Source organism: Nonomuraea sp. NPDC049486 (assembly GCF_040676925.1).
In the GTDB taxonomy this organism is placed as follows: domain Bacteria; phylum Actinomycetota; class Actinomycetes; order Streptosporangiales; family Streptosporangiaceae; genus Nonomuraea; species Nonomuraea ferruginea.
This window is the reverse complement of sequence record NZ_JBFAPV010000015.1, coordinates 182,523-204,598: the sequence shown is the minus strand read 5'-3', so window position 1 is coordinate 204,598 and position 22,076 is coordinate 182,523. Positions and strand designations below refer to the sequence as shown.

The following is a 22,076-nucleotide window of genomic DNA, read 5'->3' as shown; positions in this document are numbered from 1 at the left end:
TGATACCGAAGGCACGGACAGGCTTGTCAGGCCGTGGCGTGACCTTCGGCGAAGGCCGTGGCGAAGGCGTCGTCGCCGAGTGCGGATCGCGCCGTGGCCGTGATGCGGTCGACGTCCCCGTGCTCCTCGGGTGGCAGGGGTGCGCCCGCGGACCGGCGCAGGGCGGCGGCTTCGCCGAGGAGTCGTGCCGCTTCCGCATGGGCGCCCGTCAGGGCCGCCGTGCCGGCCAAGCCTTCGAGGGCGAGCGCGATCGCCCTGGGGTCGCCGGTGTCCTGTGCGACGGCGAGGGCCTCCCTGTGGAGTTCCTCCGCCGCGGCGGCGTCTCCTCTCTGCTCGGCGGTGAAGCCGAGCTCGGCCAGCCCGAGCGCGATGCCCGGCGCGTACCGCACCTCGCGTTCCCAGGCGAGGACGTCGCGCATGTGGGCCTCGGCGTCGTCGAGGCGGCCCGCTCGGCGGGCGGTAAGGGCCAGGCCGGTGCGGGCGAAGGTCTCGCCTGTGCGGTAACCGTGCTCGGCGGCGAGGGTCCTGGCTCGCTCGTGGCGCCGGTCGGACTCGGCGTGGTCGCCGGCCAGCAGGGCGATCCGGCCGAGCCCGGACTGGAGCAGCGAGACCTGCAGCCACAGCCCGAGTTCCTCGGCCAGCCGGAGTCCGGTGCGGCCGAGATCGGCGGACCTGCGATGGTCTCCCTTGATCTCCGCGAGCCTGCCGAGCAGGTCGATGGCCCTTACCTGCCCCCACCGGTCCCCCAGCTCTTCGAATATCGCCAGGCTCTCGTTCCCGGCTCGTTCGAGCGTGCCGAGGTCGCTGCGGACGAGTGCGTGGTTGGCCACGGTGGCCAGCGCCGCGGCGGTGCCCCAGCGGTCGCCGAGCCGCTGGAGCACGGGGAGCGCCCGGTTGACCAGGTCCTGGCTGAGTGCCAGGTCGCCGGCTCCGAGCAGCACGTCGCTGAGAAACCACTCCGCTCTGGCGCGTTCGCCGGGGTCGGCGATGGTCTCCGCGGGCGTACGGAAGTCCGTCGTACGCTCGCCCAGCAGATCCAGCCCGGTCTGCCAGGCCTCGGCCCGTGCTCTCGTCGCGGCGGGGGCCGCCCCCCGGATGGCCAGCGCCATCGTGAACGCGCGCCGTCCCTCGCCGATCCTCCCGCGCAGGAACCAGTACCAGGCCAGCGCGTTGACCAGGCGCAGGGCCAGACCGGCGTCCTGCCGCCGGACGGCCTCCTCCAGCGCCGCGCGCAGGTTGCCGTGTTCCGCGTCCAGGCGCCGAAGCCAGCGCCGCTGGTCAGGGCCATGCAGCCGCGGCTCCGCGCGCTCGGCCAGCTCGGTGTGGAAGATCAGGTGCCGGAGGCGGATCCGTTCGGTCTCACCGGCCTCCTCCAGACGGTCCAGCGCGTAGGCCGCGACCGATTCCAGCAGCCGGTAGCGGCTGCTGCCCGCTCCACCGACCCTGACCACCATCGAACGGTCGACGAGGCGGGCCAGCAGGTCGAGGACGTCCTCCGGCGCCACGTCGCCGCCGTCCGCGCAGATCTCCTCGGCCGCCTCCAGCGCGCAGCCCTCCGTGTGTACGGCGAGGCGCCGCAGGACAAGGCGTTCCGGCTCGGACAGCAGCTCCCAGCTCCAGTCGATCATCGCGCGCAGGGTCCGCTGCCGCGCCGGGGCGCCGCGGTGTCCGGAGGAGAGCAGCCGGAACCGGTCGTCGAGCCGTTCGGCCAGGTCGTGGACGTCCAGTGCGCGCAGGCGGGTGGCCGCCAGCTCCAGGGCCAGCGGGACGCCGTCCAGCCGGCGGCAGATCGCCGCGACCACCCGGGCGTTGGTGTGGTCGATCACGAACCCGGGAACGGCGGCCGCCGCGCGCGCCTCGAACAACCGGACGGCGCTGAACCTGCGGAGGGTCGCCACCCCGGTCTCGGCCGGGGAGAGGGGCGCCTCCAGCGGCGGGACCGGCCAGACGGACTCCCCGGCGAGCCCCAGGGGCTCCTGACTGGTGGCGAGGATCCGCACCTCCGGCGCGGCCCGCAGCAGCCGCTCGCTCAACGCGGCGACCTCGTCGATCACGTGCTCGCAGTTGTCCAGGACGAGCAGTGTCCGGCGGGTACGCAACGCGTCGGCGAGCCGTTCCGCCGGATCCGAGGGAGCGCCGGAACGCGGCATGCCGGGGGCGGTGTCGTCGCGGATGTCGAGCACGGCGATGACCTTCTCCACGAGCCGATCGGTCCCGGGCGCCCCGGCCGTCCTGTCGAGGCCGGCCAGTTCGACGAGCCACACGCCGTCAGGGTGATCCGCGGCGACGCCCGCGGCGGTCTCCAAAGCCATCCGCGTCTTGCCGACACCGCCCGGGCCGGTGAGCGTGACCAGCCTGGCCGACTTCAGCAGCGCCTGGACCTGGGCCATCGCCTCCTCACGCCCGACCAGCTCGCTGATCTGCGCGGGCAGGTTCGTCCGCGGCGCCGCCTCTGGCGCGGTGGCCAGGGCAGGGTCCTGCTCGAGGATCCGGCGGTGGAGTCCGGCGATCTCCGGCCCTGGGTCCAGGCCCAGTTCCTCACGCAGCCGCGTCAGCAGGTCGGCGTAGGTCTCCAGGGCGTCGCTCTGCCGGCCGGTGCCGTACAGGGCGCGCATGTACGCGGCGCGGAGGCGTTCGCGCAGCGGATGGCGTTCGACCAGGTCGCCCAGTTCGCCCGCCAGGGCGCCCAGCTCACCGATCTCCAGCCGCGCCTCCGCCCGTTCCTCCAGGGCGGTGAGCCGCTGCTCTTCCAGGAGCGCCATCGGCAACCGCGCGAACTCCTCGTCGGCGAAGTCGGCGTAGGCCGGCCCGCGCCACAGCTCCAGCGCCTCGGTCAGCAGGCCCGCCCGTGAACGCGGGCTGGGCGCCTCGCGCGCCCGCGCCAGCAGCCCGGTGAACCGCATCGCGTCGACGGCCTCCGCATCGATCCGAAGCCGGTACCCCACGGTCTCCTCGAAGGACACCAGGTTCCTGGCGCCCGGCTCGGCCTCGTCCAGGGCGCGGCGCAGCTGCGAGACCTTGACCTGGAGTGCCCCGGACGGATTGCGCGGCGGCGCGTCACCCCACAGGTCGTCGATCAGCCGGTCCACCGGCACCGGCCGCCCCTCATGCCCGAGGAGCACGGCCAGCAGCGCGCGGACCTTCGCCCCGCGCACCACCACCGGGGCGCCGTCCGCCGTCCATACCCCCAGCGGCCCGAGCACCCCGAATCGCATGTCGTCACACTATCTGGCGCTTTCCCCGGCCCCGCTTACCGCGGCCCGCCACCGGCGGGAAGCGCGCGGTAAGAGCCGGAAAAGCGCCGGTCGCCATGCTCGTCCCACCGAGCCGCACAGGAAGTTTCGAAGGGAGAGAGCGATGACCGCGACCGCACCGCTGAACGTCGCCATCATCACCGGCAGCATCCGGGACCGCCGGTTCGGTCCCACGGTGGCCGAATGGTTCGCCGGGGAGGCCGGGCGGCGCCCCGCCCTCCGTCTCGACCTCATCGACCTCGCCGATGTCGCCCTGCCCGCCGTACTCGCCGCTGACGACACGGGGCCTTCCGAGGCGCCAGAACCGGTACGGAAGCTCGGAGCACGGCTGGACCGGGCCGACGCGTTCGTGATCGTCACGCCGGAGTACAACCGCAGCTTCCCCGCCTCGCTCAAGACGGCCATCGACTGGTACGTCGACGAATGGCAGGCCAAACCGGTCGGCTTCGTCTCCTACGGCGGAGCCTCCGGAGGTCTGCGCGCCGTCGAGCACCTCAGGCAGGTCTTCGCCGAGCTCCACGCCGTCACCGTCCGCAACACGGTCAGCTTCCACTCCTGCCGGGACAAGTTCGACGACCGCGGCCGCCCGATCGACGAGGTCGGCTGCCGCGCGGCGGCGGAGAGCCTGATCGACCAGCTGACCTGGTGGGCCCGCACCCTGTGTGACGCCCGTGCGGAACGCCCCTACGTGGCGTGACAGACGCCTTGCCCCGAACCTTCTGAGGAGATCGCGATGCCATCGCCACAAGGAATGACCACCAGCGCCAGGTCGCGCTGGATCCTCGCTCTGCTGGCCTTCTCCAGCCTGATCACTTCGCTCGACTTCACCATCGTGTACGTGGCGCTGCCCGACATCGCCCGCGAGGTCGGGCTGTCCGGTCACGCCGTCCAATGGGTGGTCAGCGCCTACGCCATCTTCTTCGGCGGCTTCCTGCTGCTGGGCGGCCGCTCGTCCGACCTGCTCGGCCGCCGCCGCATGTTCGTCCTGGGCATGCTCCTGTTCGGCGGTGCCTCGCTCCTGGGTGGCCTGGCGACCTCACCCGCGACACTGATCGCGGCGCGGGCGCTCCAGGGAATCGGCGGCGCCTTCCTGTTCCCGGCCACGCTCTCGCTGGTCACCACCAGGTTCACCGAAGGCCGCGAGCGCGTACGCGCCCTGGCCGTGTGGGCCATGGCAGGCGCGGGCGGGCTGAGCCTGGGCGCCCTGCTCGGCGGTGTGCTGACCCACGCGTTCGGCTGGGAGGCGGTGTTCCTGGTGAACGTGCCGCTGGTCGTGGCGGGCACCGTGGGCGCGTTCGCCCTGCTCGACGTGGACGGCCCGCGCCAACGGGGGCGCGGCTTCGACATCCCGGGCGCCCTGACCGGAACGGCCGGGCTGACCCTGCTCGTCTTCGCCATCGCCCAGGGCCCGGAGATCGGCTGGAACACGACCTCCGTCCTCGCCTCCGCCGTCCTCGCCGTGGCGCTGCTGACCGCGTTCGTCGTCATCGAGGCCCGCACCAGGCACCCGCTGATGCCGCTGCGGCTGTTCGCCAACCCCAACCTCCGCGCCGGCCTGCTGGTGATCCTCACCTTCGGCATCACCATGCAGAACCTGGTCTACTTCCTCACCCTGTACGTCCAGGACGTGCTCGGCTATTCGGCACTGCAGGCAGGGCTGGTCTTCCTGGGCCTCTCCGTGGTGATCGGCATCGCCAACTTCGTCGCGGAACGACTGATCAACCGCATCGGCGCCCGCGCCACCTTGATCATCGCCCTGCTGCTCGGCTCCGCCGGCGGCGCGCTGATGGCCGCGGGCATGCGCGCCGACGGCTCGTACTGGACGATCCTCGCCGGCCTGGTCGTGTACGGCATGGGCATGGGAACGATCTACCCGACCATGTTCGGCGTCTCGGGCACCGGCGTGGCCGACAACGACCAGGGCGCCGCAGGGGGCATGGCCAACACCGCCCTCCAGGTCGGCACCGGCGTGGGCCTGGCCATCCTGGTCAGCGTCTCCGCCTCCGGGCTCACCGGGCTGACCGGCGAGGCGCTGCGCGCCGCCACCTCCGACGGCCTGCGCGACGCGGTCTACCTCGCGGCCGCACTCACCCTCGCAGGCATCCTCGCCGCCCTGACCATCGCCCGCCACACCACCCCATCACCGACCTTGGCCGAACCACCGAACGTACCCAACGCTTCGACACGAAAGGCGTCATCATGACGACGACCAGGAACCCGACCGCCGCGACCAGCCAGGTCACCGTACTGGGGCTCGGTGAGATGGGGTCGGCGATCGCCAGGACATTCGTCGGCCGCGGCTATCGCACGACGGTCTGGAACCGGACCTCGAGCAGGAGCACCCCGTTGGTGGAGAGCGGCGCCTCGGCCGCCGCCACGGCCACCGAGGCGGTGGCGGCGAGCCCGCTCGTCATCGTCTGCCTGCTCGACAACACGGCGGTCGAGGAGGTGCTGGCGTCCGTGGAGCCGGCGGTCGCGGGCAAGGTGCTGGTGAACGTGACCAGTGGCTCCGCAGGCCAGGCTCGGGCCAACGAGCGCTGGGCGCGTGAACACGGCGCGGAGTACATCGACGGCAAGATCATGGGGGATCCGCCATACGTGGGAACCCCCGACGTCATGTTTCCCTTCAGCGGTTCCCGTGGGGCCTTCGACGCTCACGAGCCGACGCTGCGGGAACTGGGCGCCATCGCCTACCACGGTGAGGACGCCGGTCTGGCAGCCGTGGAGTTCATGGCCCAGGTCGCGGTGGGCTACGAACTGCTCATCGGCTATCTGCACGTGCTCCGCCTGGTCCAGGCGGAAGGGGTCGACGTGGTGGAGTTCACCGAGCGCGTCGCCGGTTCTGTGGCCATGTACCCGTCGTTGCTGACCTCGATGGGCAAGGCCGTCCAGAGCGGCGAGTACGCACCGGATCTCGGTCCGCTCAACGTCCAGGCGGCGCTGATGGACGACCTGATCAACCACCGCGAATCCCTCGGCGTGGAAGCCGTCCGGATGAAGGAGGTCAAGGAACTGATGGACCGCAGGATCGCCGGCGGCCACGGCGACCAAGGCTTCTCCAGCCTGTTCGAGCTGCTGGGCCGGCCCAGCCGAGCCTAGACCGCGTACCCATCACACGTGGGCGTAGCTCTGGCGTGGCGGGTCTGTGGATCGCCAGACTCGCCGGGTTCGAGCTACGCCCAAGCACGATGCTGGACCCGGTTTGGTGGACACCTCCTCTGGGGATCCCTGGTTTCCGAATAAAGAAGTCTGCTGTGCGGAACAACCATCCACCAGAGTGTGACGGTCCGTCCGGGTGGGTGACGGCCGAGGTCACGGTCCAGACAGCGAGAAGGCCGGCCCCTGACCTGCTGCGATGTGGTGGGCGATACTGGCCCTCCCCTTTGGGGGACTGTGGAGAGACCGGCAGTCTCGGACACCCGCCGCGATGATCAGCGTGAAATGCTCACTGACCCGATCCGGCTTCAGCTCTGAGCCGTCTTCCCAGGTGAAGGCTTCTGCGAGCGAAGGACTGAGGTCAGGGTCGCGTGTCCGAGTGGAGGGCTCGGGCGCACAGGGTGAGCGTTTCCGCGAGTGTCGTGCGGTCCGGGTCGTCGATCTCGGCGAGCATGACGGCTTCGATGCTGTCGAGGGAGCGGTCGCATCGCCGGAGGGTGCTCAGGCCCTTCGGGGTGAGGCGGGTGCGCAGAGCGCGGCCGCCGTCGGGATGCGGGTCGCGGCGGATCAGGCCGCGTTGTTCGAGATCGCGGATGACCAGGTTCATCGCCTGCGGGGTGACGAAGGCGATGCGGGCCAGGTCGGCCGAGGACGGGGCGTCGCGCAGGCGCAGCTCGCTGAGCGCCATGTATCCGGTGGTCGTCATGCCGTGCCGGGCGAGCGCATCGTCCAGGCAGGCGCGGATGCGGCGTTCCAGCCGGAACACGAGGTAGCTCACACGGGGCGGCGGCGCGTCCGCGGGGACACCCGGATCGGTCACCAGGAGACGATATCGCGCCCCTGTCAGTACGGGCCCCGATGTAAGTTTCTCACCCCGTTATCAAGGTCCTTGATAGCAAGTTACTTGATAACCATGGGAAACGGCTCTGCGCCAGGTGAACCGGCGGGGACGCCCAGCGGGCGTGCATTGACGGTGGATCGTGGCCCTTCTATTTTCCAGCGAACCGACGTCATTACGCGGCGGACCGATCCGCGGCGCGCCGCGGACATGGAGAGGAGGAGCGCGAATGAGACGCTTGACCACGGTGCTGGCTGGTGCCTGCGCCGCGGCGCTCTTTGCCGTCATGACCGTGGTACTCGGATCGCCGGCCGTCGCCGCCGCCCTGGTGGAGGTGACCAGTTTCGGCAGCAACCCGGGCAACATGCGGATGCACGTCTATGTGCCGGACTCGCGCCCGGCCTCGCCGGCGATCGTGGTGGCGATGCACGGCTGCGGCGGGTCCGGTCCCGGCTTCTACCAGGGCAGCGAGTTCGCCTCGCTGGCGGATCGCCATGGCTTTATCGTCATCTACCCGACCGCCACCCAGTCGGCGGGGTTCGGCAACTGCTTCGACACCTGGTCGGACGCGGCCAAGCGGCGCGGCGGCGGCAGCGACCCGGTCTCGATCCTCTCGATGATCGACTATGTCGAGCGGACCCACCAGGGAGACCCGAACCGGGTCTACGCCACGGGAAGCTCGTCCGGCGGCATGATGACCCAGCACATGCTCGCCGTCTACCCGGACGTGTTCAAGGCAGGGGCCTCCTTCATGGGTGTGCCCTTCAACTGCTTCGCCGGCGCCTCCGACTACCCGCCGGGAAGCAGCAGGTGCACCGGCGGGAGCATGGACCGAACCCCCCAGCAGTGGGGTGACGCGGTCCGCCAGGCGTACCCGGGATATTCCGGCCCCCGCCCGCGCATGCAGCTGTGGCACGGCACCAGCGACACCCTCGTGCCCTACTCGCTGCTGCGGGAGTCGATCGAGCAGTGGACCAACGTGTTCGGGCTGAGCCAGACCCCGACCAGCACCGACACCCCTCAGGCGAACTGGACCCGCAGCCGGTACGCCGATCCGTCCGGCACCGTGCAGGTGGAGGCGTACAGCATCCAGGGCGCCGGGCACGCTCTACCGCAGAGCGGCATGGCCCGCTACGCCGTCGAGTTCTTCGGCTTGACCACCAGCCAGACCGACACCACGCCGCCGACCACGCCAGGCACCCCGGTCGCGTCCAACGTGACCGCCACCAGTGCAACGCTGACCTGGACCGCGTCCACCGACCAGGGCGGCTCCGGCCTGGCCGGCTACAACGTCTACCGGGAGCAGGGCGCCACCGACCCGCAGCTCGGCCAGTCCACCACCACGTCGATCACCCTGACCGGGCTGAGCGCCAACACCCAGTACCAGGTGTACGTACGGGCGCGCGACGGCGCGGGCAACCTGTCGGGCAACTCCGCGACGGTCACCTTCACCACGACCTCCACCGGAGACGACACCACTCCACCCACCGCCCCCGCCGGGCTCACCGCCTCGGGCACCACCGCAACCGGCACCAGCCTGACCTGGACGGCCTCCAGCGACGACACCGGTGTGACCGGCTATGAGATCCTGCGCGCTCCCGGCGCGACGGGCGGCACATTCACCCAGGCCGGCACCTCGGCCACGACCTCGTTCACCGACACGGGCCTGACCGCAGGCACCCCCTACCGCTACCAGGTCCGGGCGCGCGATGCCGCCGGCAACGTCTCACCGGTCTCCAACACCGTCCAGATCACCACTCAGGGAGGCACGACCGGTGCCTGCTCGGCCACCCCGACCGTGCAGTCCCAGTGGGGGAACGGGTATGTGATCCAGCCGCTGACCATCACCAACACCAGCACCTCGACGATCACCGGCTGGACGGTCACCTTCACCCTGCCGGCCGGGCACACCCTGACCGGCTCGTGGAACGGCACCGTCACCACCAGCGGCCAGACCGTCACGGTCAGAAGTGTCAGCCACAACGGCACGCTCGCGCCGGGAGCCGGCACCACCAGCTTCGGCTTCCAAGCGAGCAGGCCCAACGGCGACACCGCCCTGCCGTCCGGCTACACCTGCGCCTGACCGTCAGCGCGGTTCCCTGATCACGGCCCCGTCAGGTGGGACCGGGCCGTGATCAAGGGATCCGCGCCGGCGGCGGCGGAAGCACCGCACGACCTCTCGGAACGCGCCGAACCGGCCACATCAGGAGATCTCGACGTAGTCCAGTTCGGCCGCGAACGGTCCGTCGTCGTGCTGGAATCGCAGCGTGTTCCATTTGTGGTCCAGCTTCAGCTTGACCGGCGCGTCCGACCAGGACGTCCAGGTGGGACTACCCGGATAATGCAGGACGACCTTGTACGAGCCATTCACCGTCAGATACTGACGCGCGTTGCCATCGGCGGCGCTGTACCGCACGTTCACCGTATAGGTGTCGGCCCTGGGCGCGTACACCTTGATTTCGACCCAGCTGTCCGGGTGGTTCAAATAGCCCATAGAAGCTTTGTTCGACGCGCCGTCGATATTGTAAAGGCGCCTGGCGTTGTTGTAAGTGCCGTCCTCGGCCTCGTAACGGACCGGCCTCTCTGATACGACGGCCAGGACGATCAGGGTGGTCACCACGACGGCCGGCACGGCCGCGATCAGCAGGATCGTACGAGGTCGCGGGCCACGGGCGTGGGCGGGCTCCGGTGTCCCCGAGATGGACGCGTCGTCGGCGGCGGGCCGGCTTCGCAGTTGCGCGCGCAACCCCAGCATCGAGACGACCAGCCCGGCCGCGCCCGTGAACATCCCGATCACGCTGGCCCGTCGATTCAGCCCCTCCAGCACATCCCCTGGCAGACGGAACGGGTCGACAAGGAACCAGACCAGAAGCGAGACCACCAGCACCACGATCGCGGTGTTCCGCACCGCCCGCCATACCCACGTACCCGGCGCTCGCTTCTGCCCTCTCGCCGCATTCGACATGGCTCCAGGGTGGCACCTTGATCGCCTCAGACGAAGGCCGGTAGGGGAATTATGACGATCTCGGAATCTTCGTCGTTCGTGAGGCGTGTCCCGCCGTGCGCCGTCAGTATTGATCTGACTTTCGGTGGATTGGCGTGCAACGGATATACGCGAGGAAGGGAGGAGCCGATGCTGACCGAATCCCTGGTGGCGTTGGCCGCCAGCGGTGGGGCGGCTCTGGTGGGAGCCATGGCCACCGATGCCTGGCAGGCGACCCGCAGCGGTGTGGCCCGGCTGTTCAGCCGCCAGGGGCCCGAGCGTCAGGCGGCCGTCGAAGCTCAGCTCGACGGCAACGTCGTCCTGGTGGAGCGGGCAGGCGATCCCGGCCAGGCGCGGCAGAAGCTGGTGCCGGTCTGGGAGATGGCGCTGGCCCAGTTGCTGGAGGAGCACCCCGAGGTCGAGGCCGAGCTGCGAGAGCTCGTCGCGCGCGTACGTGAGGCTCTGCCCGACGCGCAGCGGGTGCAGCACCAGTACAACATCGCCCGCGACAACTCCCGGCAGTTCTCCGTGATGGACGGCGACATCAACTACTACGCCTCCCCCGCGCAGCCGGACCGCGGCGCCGACAGCCCCATGTGACCGGCATGGACGGCATGTTCGGCCAGCTGGGGCGTACCGTTCACCAGGAGGTACGGGTCGAGAGCGGCTTCGCCTACGGGGTGATCGGCGCGGATCTGCACGTCTTCGGCGACGGCAGACCTCTGTACCTGCTCAAGGAGACGAGCGGACGGGCGCAGCTGAGGGTCGCGCTGGACGCTCTCGGGCTCCCGGCCCAGCCGAGCCAGCTCCTCAACGCCCGCCACGCCGTGGTGGACTTCACCGGCCGCGACGGCGAAGTCGAGGAGCTGACCACGTGGCGCGACAGCGGTGACAGCCACGCGGTCCGCTGGCTGCACGCCCCCGGCGGCCAGGGCAAGACCCGCCTCGCCGCCCACCTCGCCGCGGCGGCGGCCGGCGACGGCTGGAAGGTGATCGTCGCCGAGCACGCGCCGGCCCAGGTGGTCAACGCCGAGGACCAGACCGGCCACGACCTGCGCCTCGGGACCGCCCGCGGGATCCTCATGCTGGTCGACTACGCCGACCGCTGGCCCCTGGCCCACCTGACGTGGCTGTTCAGCAACAAGATCCTCGACCAGGACGTACCGGTACGAGTGCTGCTCCTCGCCCGCAACGAGCACATCTGGCCCGCCCTGCGCCATGCCCTCACCCAGGCCGGCTGGCCACCCGGGGCCTGCGCCGCCCGGTCCTTGGGCCCCCTGCCGAGCACGAGGGACGCCCGCCGCGACATGTTCAGGGCCGCCCGCGACTGCTTCGCCCGCTGCTACGGGCTGACGCGGGCATCGGTGATCGGCGTGCCGGACTGGCTGGAACGTGAGGAGTTCGGCCTCACCCTGGCGGTGCACATGGCCGCGCTGGTCGCCGTCGACCGCCACGTCCGTGCCACGCCCCGGCCCGCGCCCGGTGAGAGCATGCTGGCACTGACCGCCTACCTGCTGGGGCGCGAGAGCCATCACTGGCACACGCTGCACGGCACCGCCGATCCCCTGACGGGCGCGCGCACCACGTTCGGCACCGACCCGATCCGGATGCGACGGGCCGTGTTCACCGCCGTGCTCACCGGTCCCCTGGGCTTCCGGGACGCCATGGCGGCGCTGGACGCCGTCGGCGTCGGCGGTGACACCGACCGGGTGCTCACCGACCACACCTTCTGCTACCCGCCCGCCGATCCCCGTACGGTGCTGGAGCCCCTCTACCCCGACCGGCTCGCCGAGGACTTCCTGGCCCTGTGCCTGCCCGGCCACGACCTGCCCGAGCACCAGCCGGAGGCGTGGGCGGCCACCGCCCCCGAGACGCTGCTCGCCTCACCGTCCGGCGACGGGACGCTGCCGCCGTACGCCGCGCGGACGATCACGTTCCTCACCGCGGCGTGCGAACGCTGGCCCCATCTGATCCCCACGCTGGAAACGCTGGAGCGTCTCCTCCCCGAGGACCCGGACGACGCGGCCGGCGACCTCGCCGTCGCGGCGGCCGACCTCACCGAGCGCCTCGCCGGGCACCGGCTGCCGACGCTCACCGATCCCGCCGCCCGCGCGGAGCTGTACGACGTCCTGGGCCGGTGGCTCTACCAGGCCCACCAGGAGGAGAAGGCGGCCGCCGCGCTGACCGAGGCCACCCGGCTGTACCGGCCGCTGGCCGCCGCCGATCCCCGGACGTTCGAGCCCAAACTCGCCGCGGCGGCGTTCTACCTCGCCATGGACCTGGCACTCGGGGGCGCCATACCTCAGCCGGACGACCTGGCGGCGGTGGCCTACTTCTCCGCCGGCGGTGACGCGCTGCGGCCCGGCATGGCCCGCCCGGACGAGGCGCTGGCGGCGTTCCGCGAGGCCGTCGAGATCTTCCGCCGGCTCGCCCGCGACGATCCCGCCGAACACCAGGAACGCCTGGCCGCCGTGATCTGTGTGGCCGCGCTCTGCGGACCGTACCTGGGAGCGCCGGAGGAGTCGCTGGCCCTCGCGCGCGAGGGCGTCGACCTCGTCCGCCGGCTGGCGCGCGACCAGGAGAACCTGGGCAAGGACTACTCGGACGACGTCGCGGCGGCGCTGATGGCCCTCGCGGGCAACCTGGTGGCCTCGGAGCCGGAGCAGGCCGCGGCGCTCGCCCACGAGGCCATGGAGATCCTGCGCCGGCTCGCCCGCGACAACCCCGCCGAGCCCGCCCACGAGGACAGCCTCTACGGAATGCTGGCCTTCCAGACCGCGGTGCTGCTGCGGCTGGGCCGCGCCGAACCGGCCGTCGCCGTGCTCGACGAGGCCGTACGGATCCGTCGCCGCCTCGACCGGCGGAAGGATTCGGACGGCCGCGACGCCTGGCAGGACACGTTCGCCGGGGCGCTCGGCCTGGTGTGGGTGCAAGGGACCGAGGACGACGTGGAGACCGGCCTGGAAACGGCCGCGCGGGTGCTCCGCCACCAGGCGCGGGCCAACCCCACCGCCGACGGGGTGGCGCTCTATCACACCTTCCTCTCGCTCGACCTCCTGCTGCGCCGGCTGGAACGATGGGACCTCGTCCTGGCCGGGCAGCGCGACGCCATCGACTTCCTCGGGCACTGGGACGACGCGACCGATCTCCTCGGCATGCTGGCCGCCCACGGCACCGTCCTCGCGATGCTGGGGCGATGGGACGAGACCCTGGACGTGATCGGCGCGATCGCCCGGGAACTCCTGCGGGAGGGCACCGCCGCCGAGCTGGAGTACGCCATTCACGGAGGGCTGACGGCGATGACCACGGGCAGCGTGGGCCAGTCGCCGGACGAGCAGCCCGCCGGCGCCTACGAGCGCGAGTCGCGGGACGAGAACGTCGCCATGCTGAACCAGATAGCGGCGGCCTACCGGCGGCGTTCCCACGGCGACGCCCAGGAGCGCGACCAAGGCCTGGCCGTCACGCTCAAGACGCTGGCCGAAGCACTGTGGATCAAGGACGAACCGTGGGAGTCCCTGGCCGCCGGCGACGAGGCCGTCCAGATCCGCCGCCGGCTGGCCCGCGGCGGTTCCGCCGAGCACCGAGGTCACCTCGCGCTCGCTCTGAAACGCCACGCCCACAGGCTGGGACGTGTCGGACGCCACGAAGAGGCTGCCGCCGCGGCGGGAGAGGCCGCCCACCTCTACGACCTCCTCGCCCGGGACGACCCCGGCTCGGACCGGCTCACCCTCGCCGCGACCCTGCACCTCCTGGCGTCCAACCTGCAGTGGTCCAGCCCGGCCGAGGCTCTGGAACCTGCGCGACGGGCCACCGGGATCCTGGAGCGGCTCGCCCGCGACGAACCCGCCACGCACGAACCCAACCTCGTGATCATGCTGGACACGCTCGCCGAGATCCTCGACCGCCTGGGCCGCGGAGAAGAGGCACGCACCACGGTCAGCCAGGCGGCCGGAATACGCGCACGTACCCGGACCTGAGACACGCGTCGATGGGATTCAGGCGCGTCGGAGGCGTTCGAGGCGGGGCAGCTCCCCGGGGCGCACGTGGGCGGTGCCGCACCCTCCCAGGATTCCCACCCGAGCCGGTGCGGCACCGTGCCTGCCGAAAGTCCGCGCCGCTTCCGGAAACGCCGTCACCACAGGTAGATCTCGTGGACCAGGCCGTCCGGCTCCTCCCGATAGGTGATCGGGGACCCGGTCTGCCTGGCCTGCGTGGCCAGCGTCAGCAGCGCCGTGAACGCCCCGTCGCCGCCGTTGTAGATCTTCTTCCAGACGCCCTGCACCAGGATCCAGGCGTTGCGGGTCTGGGCGATCGACCAGGTGGCGGTGACGGTGGCGCCGGAGATCCACCCACCGGCTCCGCCATTCTCCGCGACGGTCTCCTCGGGCGCTTCCGGGGAGACGGTCAGCGTCGGCCGCATCTCGCCATCGGGTAGCTGCGCGAACCGGGCGACCATCTCGTCACCGGCCGGCTTGGCGGAGCCCTGGCCATCGGCGGCCACCGGCCGGACGGACGGCGGGATCAGCACCGGCCGGGAAACGGTGATCTCGTCGTACTCCTTCGTCGTCATCTCTCCCCCTACCACGCGTAGATCTGCTGGACGGTTCCGCCGTCCTCGTACAGGCCGACGGGCGTGCCGAGCGCCTTGGAGGCCGCCAGTTCGAGCAGCATCGCCTCGCCGGTGGTCGCGTCGGCGCCGTCGAGCTTGAGCCAGCCGCGGACGCTGCCGTAGGCCCACACGTTGCCGTCGGCCTCGTTGCTCCACAGGCCCAGGATCCGCTGGTCGGGCAGCCAGCCGCGCAGTGTCACCCCGGAGACGGAGCAGGTCTGGTAGGTCTCGATACGGCACTGGCCGTAGGCGATCTTGAAGAAGCCCTGGTCGCCCCAGTGACGACCCCAGCTGTTCTTGGCGATCCAGCATCCGGCGGCATCGTCGTACCCGACCAGGCTGACGCAGTGACCGCCGGCGTACGCGCCGGTGACGTGCCGATAGACGCCGCCGCCGTAGCTGAAGAAGTCCTGGTAGACGTCCAGGCACGCGGAGACGGCGCCGTAGGCGGCGATGTGCTCCTTCATGGCCGCGGCGTCGCCGCTGATGTCCTGGAACCGCGCGACCTTCGCCATGCGGTTGGGCCAGTCGGCGTTCAGCCGGGAGCAGTCCTGGTCCCCGGCCACGTAGGGGAAGTAGTCGTCGAACGTGACCCCCGCGTCGCGGCAGTAGGGCAGGGCCTGCGCCGGCCACCAGCCCGCCGCGCAACTCGCTCCATCCTGGCCGCCGTGGCAGTAGAACAGGTGGGCCTCGGAGAGGTCCACTGTGAGGCCCGGCGTCCGGTTGGTGAAGCGGGCGACGTGCTCCATCGTCGAGATCACCGCGAAGGCGACGCACGACCCGCAGTCCCCCTGGTCCTTGACCGGTGTGGTGTAGTCGGCACCGCCGTGGTCGCGCAGGTCGAAGGCGGCCGGGGCCCCCACCGACTCCGCGCCGGCCGCGTGGGCCGCCGCGGTCCGCTCGTCGAGGTCGTCGTCGAGCTCGGCGACGCTCACGCCCGGGGTCGGCGGAACCCCGAGGCGCAGGACCCTGCTCTCTTCGGTGAGCCCCGTCATGGACGTGTACGCCATGCTCCATGGCTGCTCGGCCTGTTCCAGCTCCGTCTGGAGCCGGCCCAGGTCGAGCGGACTGTTCACTGGCATGTCCCCTCCTAGGTCACGTGGCTCCAAGCGTCGCCGTGCCGGACCCCTGGCGCCCCGGGGGACGGCCTAGGGGCTTCCCCAGTCCCGCCGAAGGCCGTGCGGGTGCGGCATGGCGATGCGCCAGGCGACGAACCCGGCCGCGGCGAGCCCGGCGAGGGCCAGAAGGCTACTGGTGAGGAACGGGTCGATGCCGTCCAAGGCGGGAGCGAACCCGATGCCGACGTACACGGTGACCCCGGTAGCACCGCCCAGCTGGTCGGCGGCTCGTTGGACGCCGGAGGCGATGCCGGCGTCGTCTTCGGTCACGCCGGTCACCGCCACGTACTGCAGTCCGACGATCCCGAAACCTATCCCGGCGGCGACGAGCATCATGGCCGGAATCATCGCCGGACCGGTGGCCCCGAGACGGGAGACCAGCGCGATGGCGGCCATGGCCAGCATGGTGCAGCCGATCCCGGCCAGGACGCAGACGCGGGCGCCCCACCGTCCGAACAGCCGGGGAATCAGCAGCGAGGCCGCGATCAGGGACACCGCCAAGGGCAGCATCGTCAGGCCGGCCTGGAGCGGGCCGGCGCCCAGCCGATCCTGCAGGTAGTAGGTGAACAGCAGGAACGAGGTGGACAGCGCCGCGCTCAGCAGAGCGGTGGCGAGGTTGGCGAGGACGCGCGGCCGGTTGCGGAAGAACCGCGGCGGCACGAGCGGTCTCCGTGCGCGGCGCTCGACCCTGACGAACAGCGCCCCGGCCACCACCGCGCCGGCCAGCGCCACCGGCGGCAGCCACGGCAGCGTGCCGTCCGCCCCTCCTGCCTCGACGACCCCGAAGGTGAACAGCAGCGGAGCCGCGACCAGCAGGAGCGCACCGGGGAGGTCCAGCGGAGCGCGCTCGGCAGCCCGTCCGCCCGGCACGAGGAGGACGACCGTGGCGAGCACGACCAGGATGAAGGGTACGGACACCAGGAAGATCCACCGCCAGCCGAGCAGCTCGGTGATGATCCCCGAGGCCACGAACCCGAGGACGAGGCCACAGCTCGCGACGGCCGCCCACACGCTCAGCGCCCGCGACCTGCGCGGTCCCTCGGGGAACATGAGCACGACCACCGCCATCGACGCCGGAAGCGCGATCGCTTCACCGGCGCCCTGCAGCAGCCGGGCTGTCACCAGCAGGGCGAAGGACGGCGCGAGCCCGGCCAGCACGGACGCGGCGCCGAAGAGCGTCGTGCCGAGCAGGAGGATGCGGCGCCTGCCGAGCACGTCGCCCAGCCGGCCGCCGAGCATCAGCAGCCCGCCGCCGGTGATGGTGTAGCCGACCACGACCCAGGTCAGCGCGTGATCGTCGACGCCGAAGTCGGCGCCGATCGAGGGCAGCGCGACATTGACCACGGTCATGTCAAGCGCGATGAAGAACTGCAGCGTGGCCATGCCGCACAGCACCAGCCACGCACGCACCGGGGACGATCCGTCCCGGAGCGAAAGGAGAATGCCTGAAAGCATCGAGTGCTCCGTTGCCCAGAGGAGGTTCCGGGCAGCACGAACGTGCCGCTCCGGTTGGACCACGAAGCGACAGGACGTTCAGCGGATGGTGAGAAGAACGCCCCGCCGCTAGCGGAGCGTCCTTGTCACCGCGGCACAGACGGCCGCGCACGAAGCGCCAGACATGTCACCGATGCTAGCGGAGCCGACGGCAGATTGATCACTCTGCCGGACCTGGCAGCCGCCCCGGCACCGCACCCTGTGTCCCGTCGGTCCCACGATGCCTTGATCGGGGATGGCGATCGAGCCCTCAGCGGAAGCGCCAGTAGCCGCTCGCCGGCTCTTCGCTGGTCGTGCACTTGGCCACGGACCTCACGGTGTTGGGGCGCCTCCACTGTCCGTACCGGGTCGTGTAGTTGCTGGAGCCGATCCTGTAGCACCTGACCACGGCCTGGAACTCCCCGTCCCCCTTGCCGCAGAACACTTCGTAGGTGAACGTCGTGTACGTGTCGGAACAGTTGGAGGGAGCCGCGTGTGCGGCCCCCGCCGACGCGACCACTGTGCCCGCCGCCAGCAATGCGCCGACCGCGGCCACCTGCAGCGTCTTCGTCACCTTTTTCATTGCACTCCTCACAGGGTCTTATCACCGTGACAGGACTCGGCTGGAACGCCGTTGATCTACGGCACAGCGTAGGCAGGAGGGGCTATCCATCCGCTTGTCGGCGGCTATTACCCGCTTGCGGCACCTCGGCAGTGTGCCTACGCTCGCCATCAGCGATCAGGGGGGCCGCAGGTGCTGTTCGGCATTCTTGGACCGGTTGAGATCATCACGGACAGCGGGCCGGTATCCGCCGCCCGGCCCAGGCACCGGGCTTTCCTGGCGTATCTGTTGCTGCACGCCAACCGGGTGGTGACGCCCGATCAGGTGATCGAGGCCATCTGGGGCGGCGCGGAGCCTGCGTCCGCGCGGACGCAGGTCCACGTGGCGATCTCGGGACTGCGCAAGGCGCTGCGTGAGCGCGGGCTGGACGACGTCATCGTCACCTGCCCCGGCGGCTACCGCCTGGAGCTGGCGTACGGTGCGCTGGACGCCGACGTCTTCGCCGGCCGCGTCAAGGCGGGCCGCAGGCTGCTCGAACGCGGCGCGCACGAGGAGGCGGCCCGCGAGTTGGACGCGGCCGCCGCGCTGTGGCGAGGGCAGGCGCTGGCGGACATCACCGCGGCGTACGCGGACGCGGCCCGCCACCGGCTGCATGAGCAGCGGCTGAGCGCTCTGGAGTCGCTCGCTGATGCCCGGCTGGCGCTCGGCGATCACGACGCGCTGATCCCCAAGCTGAGCGGCCTCGTCGAGGCACACCCGCTGCGCGAGCCGATGGTGTGCCGGCTGATGCTGGCGCAGTACCGTGCGGGGCTTCGCTCTCAGGCGCTGGAGACCGCCAGGCGGATGCGCGGTCTGCTCGCCGAGGAGGAAGGGCTCGACCCTGGAGAGGCGTTCGTCCGGCTTGAGCAGGCCATCCTCACCGCGGACCAATCCCTGAGCCTCGCTCCGGCGACCTGGGTGCGGCCCGCCCAGCTCCCCTATGACGTCCACCGCTTCACGGGAAGGGCCCGGGAGCTGGAGACGCTGACCGCGATGGCGTGCGCGGCCGACCCGCCTCCCGCGGTGCTGGTGGTCGGCACGGCCGGGGTGGGCAAGAGCGCGCTGGCTGTGCACTGGGCGCACGGACATCGCGACCGGTTTCCCGACGGGCAGCTCTACGTGAACCTGCGCGGCTTCGATCCCGGCCGTGATCCCTTGGAACCCCTTGAGGTGCTGCACAGGTTCCTGCGCTCTGTCGGAGTGGACGCGGTCCCCGACGAGGTGGACGAGGCGGCGGCGCTGCTGCGCTCGCGGCTCTCCCGGCAACGTGTGCTGATCCTGCTGGACAACGCCCGCGACGCCGAACAGATCCGGCCGCTGCTTCCCGGTTCGGCGAGCTGCGTCGTCCTGGTGACCAGCCGTAACCAGTTGCGCGGCCTGATCGCCAACGAAGGAGCGCGGCTGCTGCGGCTCGATCCGCTCACGGCGATCGAGGCGGACGAGCTGCTGCGCGGGGCCGTCACGAGCTCGACGGCCGACGACGAGCGGGCCATCCGCGAGCTGGCGCGGCGGTGCGCGTATCTGCCGCTGGCCCTGCGGCTGGCCGCGGCGCAGCTCATCTGCCGTCCTCGTCTGACGATCGTGGAGTACACCAGGCGCCTCTCGACCGATGACGCGCTGGAGGTGCTCGACATCCAGGGTGGCCTGAAGGGGCCGGTCGACTCCGCGTTCGAGCTGTCCTACCGCGCGCTCGGGGACGTCGCGCGGCGGTTGTTCCGGCTGTTGAGCCTGGCTCCCGGCCAGGACTTCGCGCCGGAGGCGGCCGCGGCGCTGCTCGGCGTCACCCTCGCCGGGGCACGGCGTCCCCTGGAGGAGCTGTCCACGGCGCACATGATCGATGAGCATCGGGCGGGCCGGTACACGATGCACGATCTGCTGCGCAGCTATGCCATCCGGATGCTGGCCAGTGACGAACCGGACGAAGGACGGGCCGAGGCGGCCCTGCGGCTGGTCGACTTCTACGCCGACGCGGTCTTCGCCGCCTATCCCCTGTTGCAGCCGCGCCGGCCTCCGGGCGAGCGTCAGCTGACACACCCGCCGGTGGAGCGGCTGCGGTTCGCCGATCGGGCCGAGGCCCTGGCCTGGCACGACGCGGAGCGCGAGAGCTTCGTGGGCGTCGTCGAGCTCGCCGCCCGGCACGGCCGCCATCACCGCGCCTGGCGGCTCACCTCCGACCTGCTGGCGTACTTCATCATCCGGCGACGCTGGCGGGAGTGGTCGGCGGCACTGCAGATCGGCCACGCGTCCGCGACGCGGTGCGGCGACCTGGAGGGCATGACGTACATGAGCAACTCGTCGGGCATCGTCTGCAAGCAGACCGGGCGCTACGCCGAGGCCGTCGAGCACTACCGGCGGGCGATCGACCTGGCGACCGCGGCGGGCAGTGACCGCATGGTCGGCTCGGCCCACGCCAACCTCGGCGGGCTGTACATCACCCAGGGCCGTCCCGAGGAAGGGATGCGGCATCTGCGGATCGCGCTGGCCGTACCCGAGTACGGACAGGTGCCGCAGTACGCCGCGGCGGGACACGTCAACCTGGGCTGTGCCCTCATCGAGATGGGCAGCCTGCCGGAGGCGGACGAGGCGCTGCGGCGGGCGCTCGGGTACGCGATCGCTTGCGATGACGTGCAACAGATCTGCTTCTCCCTGCACAACCTCACCGAGATCGCGTTACGCAGAGGAGACCGGGAGGCGGCCAGGCGGCACGCCGAGACCCAGTTGACCCACGCCGAGGAGCTCGGCGACCCGCTGCGCACGGCGGCGGCACTCGACCTGCTGGCCTCCACCGTGCTCCTGGAGGACCTGCCGGCCGCCCGGGCGCACTGGCGGGCGGCGCTGGCGATCTATCACGACCTCGGCCATCGTCAGAGCGCGGTGCTCAGCGAGTGGCTGGCCACGGTAGACGAGGATCTGGACGATCTCGCCCGCGCCAACGAGGAGTACCGCCGCCGTTGCCGCAGGCTCGTCTGAGCCGCGGAACGCCGAGCCCGGGTCGACCGCGCGGAGCCTCCGTCATCGGATGATCTTCGGGCCCGAGCCGGTGGAGGCGCGGACGATGAGTTCCGGCCGGAAGATCAGCTCCTGGTGGTGGGACGGCGCCCCGGCGACCAGCTCCAGGAGCGTGTCGACCGCGGCCGCGGCGATGACCTGTACCGGCTGGCGCACCGTGGTCAGCGGCGGGTCGGTGTAGGGGATGAGCACCGAGTCGTCGTATCCGACCACGGACACCGCGCCGGGGACGTCCAGCCCTCTGTCGCGGCACGCCCTGATGGCGCCGATCGCCATGAGGTCGCTCGCGCAGACGATCCCGGTGCAGCCGCGATCCAGGAGCTGGGCCGCCGCGGCCTGCCCGCCCTCCACGGAGAAGAGGGAGTGGGCGATCAGCGCGCCGGCGTCCTCGCCGGGGCACAGGTCGGCCATGGCCTGCCGGTAGCCGTCGATCTTCCTGATCACGGGGACGAACCTGGCCTGGCCCACGGCCAGCCCGATCCGCTCGTGTCCGAGGGCGTGCAGGTGCTGAACCGCGAGCCGGGCGGCGAGGCGGTCGTCGGTGGACAGGAACGGAGCTTCGACGTCCGCGGCGTACCCGTTCAGCAGGACCATCGGCACCTTCTGCGTCACCAGCCGGATGTAGCGGTCGGCGCGCGCGGTGGTGTCCGCGTGCAGCCCCGACACGAAGATCATGGCGCTGACCCCGCATTCGAGCAGCAGCTCGGTGAACTCGTCCTCGGGCGCGCCGCCGGGCAGCTGTGTGCACAGGACGGGCGTGTAGCCGTGCTGGGTGAGCGCCTTCTCGATCGCCTGGCCGAAGGCCGGAAAGATCGGGTTGTCCAGCTCGGGTGTCACCACGCCCACCAGGCCGCGGCTGCGTTGCCTGATGCGCGGTGGCCTCTCGTAACCGATGAGGTCGAGCGCGGTCAGCACGGAGTGCCGGGTCGGCTTCGAGACTCCCGGCCGGCCGTTCAGCACCCGGCTGACCGTCGCCTCGCTCACCCCCGCGAGCGCGGCGATGTCGGTCAGCCGGGGCATCCCGTTCGCGGGCAT

At 71.2% G+C, this 22,076-nt stretch carries 15 protein-coding genes; 7 read left to right on the top strand and 8 right to left on the bottom strand.

Annotation, left to right across the window (positions count from 1 at the left end):
- Positions 1-26: 26 nt before the first annotated feature.
- Positions 27-3,215, bottom strand: coding sequence for a BTAD domain-containing putative transcriptional regulator (locus tag AB0K05_RS35345; RefSeq protein WP_364235071.1), 3,189 nt, complete (start codon positions 3,213-3,215; stop codon positions 27-29).
- A 142-nt stretch (positions 3,216-3,357) separates the two neighbouring features.
- On the opposite strand from AB0K05_RS35345, the gene AB0K05_RS35340 reads away from it, so the two are divergent.
- The 3 genes from AB0K05_RS35340 to AB0K05_RS35330 are packed head-to-tail and all read left to right on the top strand — an operon-like array spanning position 3,358 to position 6,353.
- Positions 3,358-3,951, top strand: coding sequence for an NAD(P)H-dependent oxidoreductase (locus AB0K05_RS35340; RefSeq protein WP_364235068.1), 594 nt, complete (start codon positions 3,358-3,360; stop codon positions 3,949-3,951).
- Positions 3,952-3,987: 36 nt separating this feature from the next.
- Entirely contained in the window at positions 3,988-5,457 is a 1,470-nt protein-coding gene (locus AB0K05_RS35335; RefSeq protein ID WP_364235066.1) for an MFS transporter, read from the top strand.
- A complete protein-coding gene (locus AB0K05_RS35330; protein ID WP_364235063.1) occupies positions 5,454-6,353 on the top strand; it encodes an NAD(P)-binding domain-containing protein in 900 nt (299 codons plus the stop codon). The genes AB0K05_RS35335 and AB0K05_RS35330 overlap by 4 nt, the downstream gene beginning before the upstream one ends.
- 418 nt (positions 6,354-6,771) lie before the next feature.
- On the opposite strand, the gene AB0K05_RS35325 is transcribed toward AB0K05_RS35330, so the two are convergent.
- Positions 6,772-7,230: a MarR family transcriptional regulator gene (locus AB0K05_RS35325; protein WP_261808707.1), complete on the bottom strand. Its 459-nt coding sequence runs from the start codon at positions 7,228-7,230 to the stop codon at positions 6,772-6,774.
- A gap of 247 nt (positions 7,231-7,477) precedes the next feature.
- On the opposite strand from AB0K05_RS35325, the gene AB0K05_RS35320 reads away from it, so the two are divergent.
- Positions 7,478-9,331 carry a PHB depolymerase family esterase gene (locus AB0K05_RS35320; protein WP_364235060.1) on the top strand — a complete coding sequence of 618 codons (1,854 nt, stop codon included), beginning with the start codon at positions 7,478-7,480 and terminating at the stop codon, positions 9,329-9,331.
- 120 nt (positions 9,332-9,451) lie between these two features.
- Here AB0K05_RS35320 and AB0K05_RS35315 read toward each other — a convergent pair whose 3' ends face one another.
- Positions 9,452-10,213: a hypothetical protein gene (locus AB0K05_RS35315; protein WP_364235058.1), complete on the bottom strand. Its 762-nt coding sequence runs from the start codon at positions 10,211-10,213 to the stop codon at positions 9,452-9,454.
- A 168-nt stretch (positions 10,214-10,381) separates the two neighbouring features.
- Here AB0K05_RS35315 and AB0K05_RS35310 point away from each other — a divergent pair, with 168 nt between their 5' ends.
- Both AB0K05_RS35310 and AB0K05_RS35305 read left to right on the top strand, forming a co-directional pair.
- Positions 10,382-10,831 carry a hypothetical protein gene (locus AB0K05_RS35310; protein ID WP_364235055.1) on the top strand — a complete coding sequence of 150 codons (450 nt, stop codon included), beginning with the start codon at positions 10,382-10,384 and terminating at the stop codon, positions 10,829-10,831.
- A gap of 5 nt (positions 10,832-10,836) precedes the next feature.
- Positions 10,837-14,208: a hypothetical protein gene (locus AB0K05_RS35305; RefSeq protein WP_364235053.1), complete on the top strand. Its 3,372-nt coding sequence runs from the start codon at positions 10,837-10,839 to the stop codon at positions 14,206-14,208.
- Between the two features lie 155 nt (positions 14,209-14,363).
- Here AB0K05_RS35305 and AB0K05_RS35300 read toward each other — a convergent pair whose 3' ends face one another.
- The 4 genes from AB0K05_RS35300 to AB0K05_RS35285 form a co-directional block, all read right to left on the bottom strand.
- The gene (locus tag AB0K05_RS35300) at positions 14,364-14,801 is read right to left on the bottom strand and encodes a hypothetical protein (RefSeq protein WP_364235051.1); all 438 of its coding nucleotides are present in this window, start codon (positions 14,799-14,801) and stop codon (positions 14,364-14,366) included.
- 8 nt (positions 14,802-14,809) lie between these two features.
- A complete protein-coding gene (locus tag AB0K05_RS35295; protein ID WP_364235049.1) occupies positions 14,810-15,922 on the bottom strand; it encodes a C1 family peptidase in 1,113 nt (370 codons plus the stop codon).
- A gap of 66 nt (positions 15,923-15,988) precedes the next feature.
- Positions 15,989-17,368: an MFS transporter gene (locus tag AB0K05_RS35290; protein WP_364235047.1), complete on the bottom strand. Its 1,380-nt coding sequence runs from the start codon at positions 17,366-17,368 to the stop codon at positions 15,989-15,991.
- A 334-nt stretch (positions 17,369-17,702) separates the two neighbouring features.
- The gene (locus AB0K05_RS35285; protein ID WP_148032998.1) at positions 17,703-18,005 is read right to left on the bottom strand and encodes a hypothetical protein; all 303 of its coding nucleotides are present in this window, start codon (positions 18,003-18,005) and stop codon (positions 17,703-17,705) included.
- A 180-nt stretch (positions 18,006-18,185) separates the two neighbouring features.
- Between AB0K05_RS35285 and AB0K05_RS35280 the strand changes: the two genes are divergently transcribed.
- Positions 18,186-21,002 (top strand): BTAD domain-containing putative transcriptional regulator, encoded by a 2,817-nt coding sequence (locus tag AB0K05_RS35280; protein ID WP_364235044.1) that lies wholly within the window; start codon positions 18,186-18,188, stop codon positions 21,000-21,002.
- 42 nt (positions 21,003-21,044) lie between these two features.
- Here the strand turns inward: AB0K05_RS35280 and AB0K05_RS35275 are convergent, their stop codons facing one another.
- On the bottom strand, positions 21,045-22,076 hold the full coding sequence (locus AB0K05_RS35275) for a LacI family DNA-binding transcriptional regulator (RefSeq protein ID WP_364235041.1): 1,032 nt from the start codon (positions 22,074-22,076) through the stop codon (positions 21,045-21,047).

Excerpts from the sequence above, each read along its gene's own strand:
- AB0K05_RS35275 (WP_364235041.1), bottom strand. The coding sequence starts at position 22,076 with ATGCCCGCGAACGGGATGCCCCGGCTGACCGACATCGCCGCGCTCGCG.
- AB0K05_RS35345 (WP_364235071.1), bottom strand. The coding sequence starts at position 3,215 with ATGCGATTCGGGGTGCTCGGGCCGCTGGGGGTATGGACGGCGGACGGC.
- AB0K05_RS35295 (WP_364235049.1), bottom strand. The coding sequence starts at position 15,922 with ATGCCAGTGAACAGTCCGCTCGACCTGGGCCGGCTCCAGACGGAGCTG.
- AB0K05_RS35340 (WP_364235068.1), top strand. The coding sequence starts at position 3,358 with ATGACCGCGACCGCACCGCTGAACGTCGCCATCATCACCGGCAGCATC.
- AB0K05_RS35310 (WP_364235055.1), top strand. The coding sequence starts at position 10,382 with ATGCTGACCGAATCCCTGGTGGCGTTGGCCGCCAGCGGTGGGGCGGCT.
- AB0K05_RS35330 (WP_364235063.1), top strand. The coding sequence starts at position 5,454 with ATGACGACGACCAGGAACCCGACCGCCGCGACCAGCCAGGTCACCGTA.
- AB0K05_RS35315 (WP_364235058.1), bottom strand. The coding sequence starts at position 10,213 with ATGTCGAATGCGGCGAGAGGGCAGAAGCGAGCGCCGGGTACGTGGGTA.
- AB0K05_RS35305 (WP_364235053.1), top strand. The coding sequence starts at position 10,837 with ATGGACGGCATGTTCGGCCAGCTGGGGCGTACCGTTCACCAGGAGGTA.
- AB0K05_RS35335 (WP_364235066.1), top strand. The coding sequence starts at position 3,988 with ATGCCATCGCCACAAGGAATGACCACCAGCGCCAGGTCGCGCTGGATC.
- AB0K05_RS35300 (WP_364235051.1), bottom strand. The coding sequence starts at position 14,801 with ATGACGACGAAGGAGTACGACGAGATCACCGTTTCCCGGCCGGTGCTG.
- AB0K05_RS35320 (WP_364235060.1), top strand. The coding sequence starts at position 7,478 with ATGAGACGCTTGACCACGGTGCTGGCTGGTGCCTGCGCCGCGGCGCTC.